The sequence below is a fragment of the Caballeronia cordobensis genome (assembly GCF_001544575.2).
GTDB classification, from domain to species: Bacteria; Pseudomonadota; Gammaproteobacteria; order Burkholderiales; family Burkholderiaceae; genus Caballeronia; species Caballeronia cordobensis.
On record NZ_FCNY02000010.1, the window covers coordinates 77,964 to 88,971 of the forward strand.

Genomic DNA, 11,008 nt, shown 5'->3' on the forward strand with positions numbered 1-11,008 from the left:
TCCTCGTTATGCCGCGAGACACGCGATGACGCGGTCCAGTTGGCCAAGAATGGATAAGCCCTGCGACCAGTCCGCGTACTGCTTGCGGATGGCGTCAGGCGTAGAGGCAAGCGGCGTAAAGCCGAGGTAAGTCGTGCCGTCGCCGGCGCTGGCGAGGTACTCGTAGTGCGAATCGAGTACTTCACCCACGCGGCCGTCGTTTTGCACGGTGAGCGTGGCGGCTGCATATGCGCAGCGGGGCCGATACTCGCAACCGAAGAGGTCGCGATTGCCCACCCGCTGCAGCATCAACGAAAGCCTTTCAAGCTCCGCGCAGATGCGACGCGTGCGCCCGGAGGTGAAACGCTGTAGCCGCCTAAGAGCCGCGACGCCAAGCGCCCGTTGAGGCAGATAGCGGCGGCTCTTTGCGTTCCAGCGGTAGACGTCCATGTCATCGGGACAAAGCTGCGGACGTACAACGGAAGGGAGGTAATGCTCGATCTCCGCTTCGTCGTCGCCGAACCGGTCCGTCAGCATCTCGCGCGCTTCCTCATCGGTTGCGTTCGAGTCGCCGTCCCAGAACCAGGAAGCGAATTCCCCAAGGAACTCGTCCGGCGTCCGAACCCACATCGTGCGTCCTGCTGCACGATTGATCAGCACCATCGCCGTCGACACCAACCGCGGATGAACATTGCGAAGCTCGGCGGCACGCCTGCCGATCTCGAAGATGCTCTCCTCCGTAATCTCGATGCCGAGATAAACGGACGAGCTCGGATTGAACTCGCTGCTGTCCTCCTGATACTGGACAACGTCCTGCACCGCCTGCACGTCGCACAGCACGAAGTCAAAGCCGAGGCAGTCCAGACGCGGCGTATGACGCTTGGCCCACGCAAAGAACCCGTGGGCAAGCGCGTCACCCGCGCCTTTGAACTCCGGTACGTCGCGCGGCCTCAACACGCCCGAGTTGAACTGGGCGGCGATGAGGCTGGCGACATCCTTTTCGGCGTTCCAACGCATCACTGCGCGCGTTTTGACGTCCAAGCCGATGGCCGGGAGGCTTAGAAAATCATTGGGAGGTCGACGTCTGGCAGGGGGAGTGCATCGCGGTTGCCAATGCTCTCCCGAGACAGCGACTTCTGCACCAGACGGGCGAGGATCGAAGAACATTGCTCGATCTCCTTGTCATGAAAAAAAACCGCCCTTCCGGGCGGTTGCTGATGAGAAAGAGCCAAGTCCGGGTCGGACAGGGCTTTGAGGAGGTCGCGCTTACGCATGGGCGCCGCAGGGCATGACTGCACCCTTCGCACCGGCCGCGCGCACGAACGTGAAGCGCATGACATCGCCCTCCGTCGTGGGTCCGTCGATCGCCGCGGTCGTCAGCTCCGGGTACTGCGCGGAATAGAGATCACGGACATCGTCGGGCGAGAAGGTCGGCCCGGGATCGGGGAACGTCACGCCGTTGTAGACAAACTCGCGCGTGAGCTTCGCAACTTGGATAGCCATGTCTGCTCCTTAGTCGAAAAGCGATGCGAGGTTGGTACCGGTGTTAGCCGGTTCCGCCGATGCTTCCGCTGCGGGCGATGCCGACGACGCGGTTGGGGCGGTGCTCTGCCCTTCAGCGTCGGCACTTCCGTCGTCATCATCGTTGTCCGCGTCGGCGTTTGATCTGCCGGGCGCCGGCGATGCCGGCTTGCTGCTGCCCTTCGCCAGCGTCTTGGTCGCTTTGGAGACTTGCGTCGTCTTGGCGGCCTCGAGGATGGCGGTGGTCGCAGCAACCTGCTCGGCGAGCGACGCGTGCGCACCGGTGTAGGCCACGAGCGCGTCGATGAAGCCCACGTCCAGCTCTGCGGCCGTCGCGGTGAGCGCGAGCGGCTGAAGCATGGCGGCGTCTTTTGCCGTGCCTTGCGGCATGACACAGACAACCATCTCGTCGCCCTTCATCTGCAAGGACAACGTGAGCTTCGTGCAGTGACGCAGAAGCGGTTCAATAGCTGCAAACATGGAAAACTCCTGAAAAAGAAAAAAGACCGCCATCGAAAGGATGGGCGGTCTATAAAGGATGGAAACTACGATCGATGCACGGGCGAGCCGTGCGTTTAGAACTTGAGCACCTTCGGGATCTTGCCCGTGTAGTCGAAGCCTTCGACGGCCAGAAGCGCGTCGATGACCTCGGACTTGGACTTGCCGAAGACTTTCTTGAAGTTGTCGCCGAGCGCGGCACGAATGCCCAGTTCGTCAGCAACCACCATCAATTCCGACTTCGTGATCAACTCCAGAAACTCCTTGCAGAGCTTCCAGTGCTTCGCGAGATCGAGGTGATGGTGCTTACACAGACGCGTAAGGTGCTGGACATCGAGGCCCTGGAGCGCAGCGACCGTCACACCGGTGACGGCATGCGCGAGCTTCGCGTCGTCTGCGGCAGCCGTTGAGGCTGCGGCTTTCGATACGTCACCGGAAGCGACCTGCTCCTCGGTGAGCTTTTCCCAGATGCCCGAGAGCGTCTTCTGATCGACGCAGCGCATCTGGTCGGACAGTGCGATCGCAACGAGGTAGCGCTGAGCGAGTGCGGGATCGGCTCCCACCTCGCGGCGCAGGGCTTTACGCCACAACGCCACGCGATACGCTTTGATCCGGTCCGACTCAGCCACCACCGTCGCCGGCGGATTACTTGTCGTCGATGCCGCGGACGAACCGGCCGCGCCCTTCGCTGCTGCAGGCGACGCTTTCGCGCCCGCCTTGGCTGTCTCGGGCTTCGGCTGCGTCGCGGCTTTCACCGCTTGCAGTTGCGCCGCCACCTTCTTCATGTTGCAGACGGTGTCAAAGCACTGGCCGCGATAGACCTTGCCGATCGAATCAGGCAAACCGCTTACCGCCGCGCCGTAGTTCTGGCACGCATGACACGCCTTCGCCTGCTCCTCGCCGACGCCTTTGGGGCCGTCGACAGCGAGTTGCACGCGCGTGTGGTTGTCGCCAGCACGCACGATGCGCACGACCGGATATTCGTCGCGCAGACCAGTGGCCGTCGCTTCGAGCATCTTTTCGGTCTTCTCGTTGTAGCAGGTTCGGTTGGTGCAGTTCCCCGTACCGATGGATTCGCCGAACATCTCGCCCTGCGTGGACGAGTTGTGCGGGCATCCGGCACAGTCAGCCTTGTCGAAGATCGCAGCAGCCAACGAACAGGCGACCTGTTCGATGGTTTTTTTGACCTCCGCCACCGCCTTACCCTCCTTGATGATCACCGGCAGCAGCTTGTCCTGCGTCTCCTTGGGGAGTGCAGCCAGCAGCTCGGCGTGACCGAGAAGGATCTGGCGCGTGCTGAGCGCATCGAGCACAGGCGTGCTGCAGTTCATCAGCGCGAGACGCTTATCCAACGTCGCACGCGACCAGCCGAAGATGCGCGCGACTTCGTCGCGATCGCCTTTGCACAGCCCGACTTGCTCGGCTGCCGCAATGGCTTCTTCGGCGGGCGACATGTCGGCTCGCTGGATGTTTTCGATGATGGCGAGCTGCTTCGCTTCGACTTCATCGATGTCGCGAACGACGACCGGGATTTCATAGTCCTCGCCGTGCGCGGCGAGCGCCGCCTTGTATCTGCGGCCGCCAGCGACGAGGCTGAAGCCGCCGTCAGCGAGCGTGCGCACGATGACAGGCTGAATGACGCCTTTTTCGCGCACAGACGCGGTCAGCTCTTCCATCTCCGCCGCATCGAAGTACTTGCGGGGATTGACGCTGACCTGAATTTGCTTGAGGGCGAGAGTAGGTTGCTGTTGCATGACAGGGCTCCAGAGAGGGAACCTGCCCCCTTTGGGAGTGGTTCCCAAAGGGTTGAACAACGTGGGCTGACGGAAGTCAGCGCGGGGTCGATGCGTCTATGACGCGGGTGATGAAGCAAAGATAGCCGCTTACTTTGCCGGCACAACGCCCAAAAGCTCACGATTTTGTGCCGTCTTTCACAGCCAGGCGGGTCGCGGCTCTTTTTCATCCGCATCCAACGGCTTGCCGCGTGTCCACGCGAGGCGATGGACCGAGACAAGGTCCGCCGCGAGCCGCTCTGAATCAGCAGCAGATAGCGCGAGGCCGACTGACCGAACGTCGTCTGCACCGACCGCGACCTTGACGAACAGTACGACGTCTCGATACCCGGGCGCGTCCAGGTTGTTTTCGTACTGACACGAATGCACCAGGTCGTCGTCCGGCAGCGGCGTGTGCGCCGATTCATCAGCCAGCCCCCATCGTCTGATCATCGCCAGCCAGCGCGCTTCCCCATTGGGAAAGTAGCGATGCACTTCCGCCGTGTGCCGACTGTCCAGCCGCAGCACCTGCATGCAGTGCTCCAGCAAATCCTCGTCGAGCCGTCGAAAGTCCGTGAGGCTAAATGGGAAGTCGTCGCCGTTGTAGAGGCCTGCCAGGAACTGGGCAGCGACGCGCGCTTGTCCGGAGCTACCTTCCGCTACGTCAAGGAGATGGGCAAGCGAATCCAAGCTCGCGTCGAGATTCTGAGCGCGTATCTCGGCCGCTCGCTGCGCGGGCGTCGTCCCGCCCGCCGCTTTAGCAAGGAAGTCGTCAACGGTCTCTTGGAGTGCTTCGGCTAAATGCGTTGGGACGGTAAAGGCAATGGATCGGGTGCTGGGCGTTGGCGAATCACTCATTGCATTGTCATAGCGTAACGGACGCTCCAAATTGCGCCTGTCCGCATGATGCCATGAGTGAAAAAGTGCGCCGGCAAAACGCCGGCGCCTAAGACAGTCGGCGCATAACCGGGGGGACGCCAAACCGCGAACGGAGCGTATGTGCATTGAGGGCCAAATGATGCGCGAAACGAACACTCGCGCTCGCAATGGCGCAAACACCCACGGAGCGTGGCCGAACAGTCATCAATTCTCGGGGGAAGGGCCGAAAAAAGGTTCTTCGCAGATTTCCGGGAGCCTGTTCGCGAAAGGCTTTTCCCGGCCCAGACCGTGTCAAAACGCACAGCCACTCGAATTGACGAAGCGCTGTCTCGGCGCAAGTTGCGTCTTTCGTTGCACATGCCGAATTCAAAGTCGCCCGACGAACTTTATCGCCGAGGATTAGAAGTCCTGCGAGCATCACGCTCGCATCGCTTTCATCACAACTTCTGAACCAAGTATCTTGGTCACTCGCTTGATGTTGTATGCAAGCACGTGCAAGCTCATTTCCGTGCTTACCCGCTCAATGGTTCGAGTTAGGAAATGAGTGGCTCCCATCCATGCCTTGATCGTGCCAAACGGGTGCTCGACTGTCTGTCGCCGGATCCGCATCATCTCAGGCGCATGATCGAGTCGCGCCTGCATATCCTCAAGAACAGCTTCGTGTTCCCAACGAGTCACGCGACGTTGAGGGCTGGGCGTGCAGCTCTCCTTCAACGGACATTGTTGGCAATTCGAACTCCAGTATTTACTGATCTTCAAGCCGCGCTCAATAGTCGAGAATCGCCAAATCAGTCTCTCCCCAGCGGGGCATTGATATTCGTTCGTCTTTGCGTTGTAAATGAAGTCATCCTTCCCGAAGCGGCCGTCAGCAGTGGCCATTGAGGTCACCGTCTTCGGGACAAACACCGTTATTCCAGCTTCGTGGCATGCGAGTATCTCTTCACTCTTGTAATAGCCACGATCTGCAATAGCAGTGATTTTGTCGACGCCCATTTCAGCACGAGCAAGCTTGGCCGTCGATGTCAACTGATCGCGATCAATACCATCGTTCGTGACGACGTGCGCGACGATTAGATGGTGCTTCGTGTCGACGGCCGTTTGTACGTTGTAGCCGACGACTCCCGTTCCTCGCGTCTTCATCGAACGCGCATCCGGATCGGTGAGCGATATTTGTCCGTCGGGTGCCGCCTTGAGTTGGACCTCGATCTCCTTGAGACGTTGCATCTGCTCCTTCAAGGCTGCAATCTTGTGCTGCAGTCGCTCCGTCTTGGCCTTCGCGATTGCAGGTTCCTGACGATCGGCCGTGTCCATTGCCTGAAGATACCTAGCAATACTTGATTCGATGTCGCGCATGCGCCGTTCGAGCTTGGCGCTCGTGAAGTTGCGATCGCGATGGTTTACCGCCTTGAACTTGCTGCCGTCGATAGCGACGATCGCATCAGCGAAAAGGTCCAGACGTTGGCATAGCATCACAAACTGCCGGCAGACGTTGCGGATAGCTTTGCCATTGTCTTTACGGAACCGAGCTATGGTTTTAAAGTCCGGTGCCAGCCGACCAGTGAGCCACATCAGTTAAACGTTTCGCTGCGCTTCGCGTTCAAGACGACGACTGGACTGGATGCGATTGAGATACCCGTAGATATAGATCTTAAGCATCACCTCAGGGTGATAAGCCGGTCTTCCAGTCAAGGCTGGCTGTACTCCCTCGAAGCCGAGATCATTAAGATCAAGTTCTTCTGCAAAGACATCGATCACGCGGACCGGATTTGTGTCCGTCACGTAATCATCAAGCGCTTCGGGAAGGAGAAAGCTCTGGTTACGATCGTCGCCTCGAACGAAACGCTTCATTTTGCGCATCCCCCACCATGGATAGCGAAATTTTAGCGCTCCAAAAATGCGTTTTGACACAGTCTGGGCCAATTTCTGCCGCTCGCCTGAGACATGTACTGCATTCGCGGCGCGGCTGCCGCTCGCTGCAGTTAATGGAACCGGTCACTCGAGGCGCGGATTTGTGAGGAAGCTGCTCCTACGGGCATGTGCGCAGGCGCGGCGCTGTCTGCGCAATTTTGAGGGCCTGATGCGGTCTTCATCCTCCTTTGATCCTGTGTCCGAAAAAGCCACGCTAGCCGCAGCGTTGGTCGAGGATTGGCTCGCGCGTCCAAGATGAGCCGGCGTGCAATTCGCGAAAATGCGATCATTGGTGAGGTCGAGGCGAGCAAATTTCGACCGCGTGTGCAGACCGAACCTCTCCTAACATCCCGGGTCAGTCATATGGATCGTGTATCGCCGCACATTCCCAATCAGGCGAAGTTCTGGCGGGAGCCTGCGTTCGGAAGTATCGAGATGCTACAGGCGACCTACCGTACCCACCGGTTTCCGCCCCACGCGCACGACGAGTTTGCGTTCGGCATCATCGAACGTGGTGCACAGGCCTACCTCGACGCGCGTGGACACCGTCTCGTGATGCCCGAACGCACGATTTGCGTCATCAACCCCGGGAATGTGCACGAAGGGCGGCCGGCACTTGAGGGAGGCTGGGACTATCGGATGATGTATGTGCCTACCGCCGACCTGACGAGCATGCTGAACCGTGAGCGCCGGCCATTGATAGGTACGCTTCATTTCTCAGAAACCGTCATTGACGACCCGCAGACGATGCGGTTGCTGTACGACGCCCATCGTTGTTCGGAATCGACCGACATTCATCCTTTGGAAAAGGCCTCGCGGCTCACCGCAGCGTTGTTTCAACTGGTTCAGCGGCACGCACAGACAGCTCCGCGAACCGACGTTTCAACGTTGCTGCCGGGCGCGGTTAAACGGGCACGCGAATATATCGATGCGCACTTCGTCGAGAACCCGACCCTCGACGCGATCGCTGCAGTCGCCGGAATGAGTTCCTATCAGCTAATTCGCGCGTTCAAACATGCCGTAGGTATGGCGCCGCACGCGTACCTGGTCCAGCGCCGGGTCGCAATGGCAAAGCAGCTTTTGCTCAGGGGGCAGCCGCTAAGGCAGGTCGCGATCGAAGTCGGATACTGCGACCAAGGGCATCTAACCCGCGAATTCCGACGCTTTTTCGGCGTCCCCCCAAGTCGCTCGCGCCGGCAATAAGCGCAACTTTATCCAAAAGTACGCACCTGCAGGAATACACAATCTGGGCACGACAATCATCCCAGAGAGCACGAAATGATAGACCTGCGCAGCGATACTTGTAGCCAGCCCACGGCGGCCATGCGAGCAGCCATGGCGTCCGCACCGGTAGGCGACGACGTCTATGGCGACGACCCGACGGTAAAGGAGCTGGAGCGCGAAGTAGCGGAAATGCTGGGCAAGGAGGATGCCGTATATATGGTGACCGGCACCATGACCAATCAGGTCGCCATCCGGGCCCACACGGAACCGGGCGACGCGGTGCTGTTTGATCAAAACGCACACGTCTATATTCTCGAGGGTGGCGCGCCAGCTGCTTTCTCAGGTGTGCTCCCACGGCTTTTGCCCGGCGTACGCGGCGTCTTTTCCCCGAAGGACCTGTCGGACGCACTGGGTGTGCCGCATAAATTCTTTCCGGCTACGATCCCCGCCCCGGTCAAGCTGCTGTGTCTGGAAAACACTCACAACATCGGCGGGGGGAAAGTCTGGCCGATTGAGCAGCTCGTCGGTGTTTGCGATGCAGCCCGATCGAAAGGCCTGGCGCTGCATCTCGATGGCGCGCGGTTGTGGCATGCAACGGCGGCTACAGGTATTTCCGAGCGCGACTACGCGAAACACTTCGACACGGTCAGCGTGTGTTTTTCAAAGGCCCTGGGCGCACCGGTCGGCTCTGCGCTGGCCGGCCCGCGCGACTTCATCGCTCGGGCGCGTCGCTTCAAGCAACAGATTGGAGGGGGCTTTCGGCAGGCGGGCATCATCGCGGCGGGGGCGCTCTATGCGCTGCGTAACCATCGTGCCCGCCTGGTGGAAGATCATGAGCACGCGCAAATGCTTGCCCGTGGAATTGCATCTTTGCCAGGGATCACACTGGACGTTGCGTCGGTGGAGACCAATATCGTACGTTTCGGCGTGACATCGCTGCCCGCTGGCGAATTCGTCGAGAAGCTCCACGCAAAAGGACTGTATTTTCTTCCGTCCGGCGCTGATGCGGTTCGCGCCATCCCGTATCTCAACATCTCCCGTCAGCAGATTCAGCAAGCTATTGAAGTTATCGCCTCCGTCCTCGAGCCTCACTCGGCTGCTGCGGGGACGCTTGGCTCGCAAGCGGGCCGCGGGGCATCCGCCGGATATTGAACGTTCCACTTCAAAATTTTCGCCGATAAATCGATCTACGGGAGACTGTCAATGCCAACCTACGTTGTCGCCGCTGCCGAAGGCCGCCTGGACGCTCAACTGAAGCGTGCAATCGCTTCCGGCATCACACAGGCGCACAGTGAAGCGACGGGCGCGCAGGCGTTCTTTGCCCAGGTGATCTTCCAAGATATCGCCGCCGGGAATCACTTTCTGGCGGGTCAGCCTATGGCGTCGGACCACATTTTCGTACACGGGGAGATTCGCGCGGGCCGAACGTCGGGGCAAAAACAACGATTGCTCGAACGTATCGTGACTATCGTGGTTGACGAGGCTCGCACGCCGAGCCGCCACGTTTGGGTCTACCTGTCCGAGTTGTCTCCGTCGCAGATGGTCGAATTCGGTAGAGTCCTTCCTGAACCCGGCCGCGAAGCGCAGTGGCTCGAGTCGATGTCCGCTGAAGATCTAAGATTTCTAGACGCGCTCGGCTGACTGCGCTCGATGGGTCCGAGCGACGTTGAGGCAACACGCCCGTAGGCTCGCGTGTGACCGCAAGCAGATTGCACTGCTTCCCGAATGTGTCGATGACTACATCGGGCAAGACAATCCGGTGAGAGTCATTGATGCATTCGTCGATGAGCTTGATCTTGCAGAACTCGGTTTCAACCGTACCACGCCCGCGATCACGGGCCGCCCGTCGTATCACCCGGGCGTGATGCTCGAGATTTACATCTACGGGTATCTGAACCGGATACCCTCAAGCCGGCGGCTGGAGCGTGAATGTCAGCGCAACGTCGAGTTGATGTGGTTGACGGGGCGTCTGGCGCCGGACTTCAAGACGATCGCCGACTTTCGCCGCGACAACGGGCCCGCCATCCGGAACGTATGCCGTCGTTTCGTCGAACTGTGTCGCGGACTGAAGCTGCTGTCCAGTGACATGGTGGCCATCGACGGCAGCAAGTTCAAGGCTGCGAACAGCCGCGACAGAAACTTCACGACGGGCAAAATCGACAAGCGACAGCAGCAGATTGAGGAAAGCGTTCAGCGATATCTCGACCTGATTGAGAGTGCAGACCGGACGAGTCCGACGGGGTTCGATGTGAAGACTGTGCGCCTGTACGAGAAGATTGCCAGCCTTCGCCAGCAGATGCGTGAACTCGACCAGGTCAGAAAGCAGTTGAAGAAGCAAGCGGACAAACAGCTGTCCATGACGGATCCCGACGCACGGTCCATGGCAACAAGTGGGAGAGGCTCCGGCATAGTGGGCTACAACGTTCAGACCGCCGTAGACACAAAGCATCATCTGATCGTCGCACACGAAGTGACAAACGTCGGAAACGATCACGGGCAACTCAGCCGGATGGCAACGTCTGCAAAAAATGCGATGGGCAAAGCGAGACTGAAGGTGTTGGCCGATCGTGGCTACTACAGCGGCCCGGAGATACGGGCGTGCGATCTGGACAACATCAGCGCGTACGTTCCCAAGCTACTCACCTCCGCATCAAGGAAGAAAGGTCTCTTCACGAAGGCCGACTTTGTCTACGAGTCAAAAAGCGACGTGTATCGATGCCCTGCCGGCGAGCGCGCCATTCATCGATTCAACACCGTTGAGCATGAAATGACCCTGCGGGTGTACTGGCCCAGTGCCTGCCCCCGTTGCCACCTCAAGGGCCGATGTTCGCCCAGCGACTATCGTCGCATCCGACGATGGGAGCACGAAAATATCTTGGAAGCCATGCAGCGCCGCCTTGACCGGAAGCCCGATGCAATGACCATCCGCCGAAGTACCGTCGAGCATGTCTTCGGTACCCTCAAGCACTGGATGGGTCCCGCACACTTCCTGACCCGGACGCTCGCGCGGGTGAGTACGGAGATGAGTCTTCAGGTATTGGCCTACAACCTGAAGCGGGTCATGAACATACTCGGTGTTGCGGGAACGATGAAGGCCATGAAGATGGCGGGAAGCTAAAGCCCCGAGGGGCTTTGCCGCACTCGCGAGACTCAATTGGCGTAAGCTGAATTTGCCGGACTTGACCCGGCGGAACCGAGCCTTGGCGTTTAGCGCCAAAAAATGAGTT

Annotated in this window: 10 protein-coding genes and 1 pseudogene; 4 read left to right on the forward strand and 7 right to left on the reverse strand. The window is 59.5% G+C overall.

Going from position 1 to position 11,008, the window contains the following annotated elements; translation table 11 throughout:
- Nucleotides 1-6 precede the first annotated feature (6 nt).
- The 7 genes and pseudogenes from AWB70_RS20355 to AWB70_RS20380 all read right to left on the reverse strand — a co-directional run bounded on the left by AWB70_RS20355 (nt 7) and on the right by AWB70_RS20380 (nt 6,497).
- The gene (locus tag AWB70_RS20355) at nt 7-1,020 is read right to left on the reverse strand and encodes a PRTRC system protein F (protein WP_235024298.1); all 1,014 of its coding nucleotides are present in this window, start codon (nt 1,018-1,020) and stop codon (nt 7-9) included.
- A 17-nt stretch (nt 1,021-1,037) separates the two neighbouring features.
- Nucleotides 1,038-1,253 (reverse strand): hypothetical protein, encoded by a 216-nt coding sequence (locus tag AWB70_RS39305; RefSeq protein ID WP_060854153.1) that lies wholly within the window; start codon nt 1,251-1,253, stop codon nt 1,038-1,040.
- Nucleotides 1,246-1,482, reverse strand: coding sequence for a PRTRC system protein C (locus tag AWB70_RS20360; protein ID WP_053572363.1), 237 nt, complete (start codon nt 1,480-1,482; stop codon nt 1,246-1,248). The genes AWB70_RS39305 and AWB70_RS20360 overlap by 8 nt, the downstream gene beginning before the upstream one ends.
- A 9-nt stretch (nt 1,483-1,491) precedes the next feature.
- Entirely contained in the window at nt 1,492-2,013 is a 522-nt protein-coding gene (locus tag AWB70_RS20365; protein WP_327349749.1) for a PRTRC system protein E, read from the reverse strand.
- A 62-nt stretch (nt 2,014-2,075) separates the two neighbouring features.
- Nucleotides 2,076-3,752 carry a PRTRC system ParB family protein gene (locus AWB70_RS20370; RefSeq protein WP_060854154.1) on the reverse strand — a complete coding sequence of 559 codons (1,677 nt, stop codon included), beginning with the start codon at nt 3,750-3,752 and terminating at the stop codon, nt 2,076-2,078.
- A 177-nt stretch (nt 3,753-3,929) separates the two neighbouring features.
- Nucleotides 3,930-4,628: a DUF7673 family protein gene (locus tag AWB70_RS20375; protein WP_060854155.1), complete on the reverse strand. Its 699-nt coding sequence runs from the start codon at nt 4,626-4,628 to the stop codon at nt 3,930-3,932.
- A 438-nt stretch (nt 4,629-5,066) separates the two neighbouring features.
- A pseudogene (locus AWB70_RS20380) lies at nt 5,067-6,497 on the reverse strand (IS1182 family transposase).
- Between the two features lie 315 nt (nt 6,498-6,812).
- Between AWB70_RS20380 and AWB70_RS20385 the strand changes: the two are divergent.
- From AWB70_RS20385 to AWB70_RS20400, 4 genes are all read left to right on the forward strand, one after another.
- Nucleotides 6,813-7,760: an AraC family transcriptional regulator gene (locus AWB70_RS20385; protein ID WP_082378245.1), complete on the forward strand. Its 948-nt coding sequence runs from the start codon at nt 6,813-6,815 to the stop codon at nt 7,758-7,760.
- 75 nt (nt 7,761-7,835) lie between these two features.
- Complete coding sequence (locus AWB70_RS20390) at nt 7,836-8,933, forward strand: threonine aldolase family protein (protein WP_060854157.1); 1,098 nt, start codon at nt 7,836-7,838, stop codon at nt 8,931-8,933.
- A 51-nt stretch (nt 8,934-8,984) separates the two neighbouring features.
- The gene (locus AWB70_RS20395) at nt 8,985-9,422 is read left to right on the forward strand and encodes a tautomerase family protein (RefSeq protein ID WP_053572367.1); all 438 of its coding nucleotides are present in this window, start codon (nt 8,985-8,987) and stop codon (nt 9,420-9,422) included.
- Nucleotides 9,423-9,447: 25 nt separating this feature from the next.
- Nucleotides 9,448-10,899 carry an IS1182 family transposase gene (locus AWB70_RS20400; protein WP_053572368.1) on the forward strand — a complete coding sequence of 484 codons (1,452 nt, stop codon included), beginning with the start codon at nt 9,448-9,450 and terminating at the stop codon, nt 10,897-10,899.
- Nucleotides 10,900-11,008 lie beyond the last annotated feature (109 nt).

Bases quoted from the DNA above. Each gene is read 5' to 3' on its own strand.
- AWB70_RS20365 (WP_327349749.1), bottom strand. From the start codon at position 2,013: ATGGCGGTCTTTTTTCTTTTTCAGGAGTTTTCCATGTTTGCAGCTATT.
- AWB70_RS39305 (WP_060854153.1), bottom strand. From the start codon at position 1,253: ATGCGTAAGCGCGACCTCCTCAAAGCCCTGTCCGACCCGGACTTGGCT.
- AWB70_RS20390 (WP_060854157.1), top strand. From the start codon at position 7,836: ATGATAGACCTGCGCAGCGATACTTGTAGCCAGCCCACGGCGGCCATG.
- AWB70_RS20375 (WP_060854155.1), bottom strand. From the start codon at position 4,628: ATGAGTGATTCGCCAACGCCCAGCACCCGATCCATTGCCTTTACCGTC.
- AWB70_RS20395 (WP_053572367.1), top strand. From the start codon at position 8,985: ATGCCAACCTACGTTGTCGCCGCTGCCGAAGGCCGCCTGGACGCTCAA.
- AWB70_RS20370 (WP_060854154.1), bottom strand. From the start codon at position 3,752: ATGCAACAGCAACCTACTCTCGCCCTCAAGCAAATTCAGGTCAGCGTC.
- AWB70_RS20360 (WP_053572363.1), bottom strand. From the start codon at position 1,482: ATGGCTATCCAAGTTGCGAAGCTCACGCGCGAGTTTGTCTACAACGGC.
- AWB70_RS20385 (WP_082378245.1), top strand. From the start codon at position 6,813: ATGAGCCGGCGTGCAATTCGCGAAAATGCGATCATTGGTGAGGTCGAG.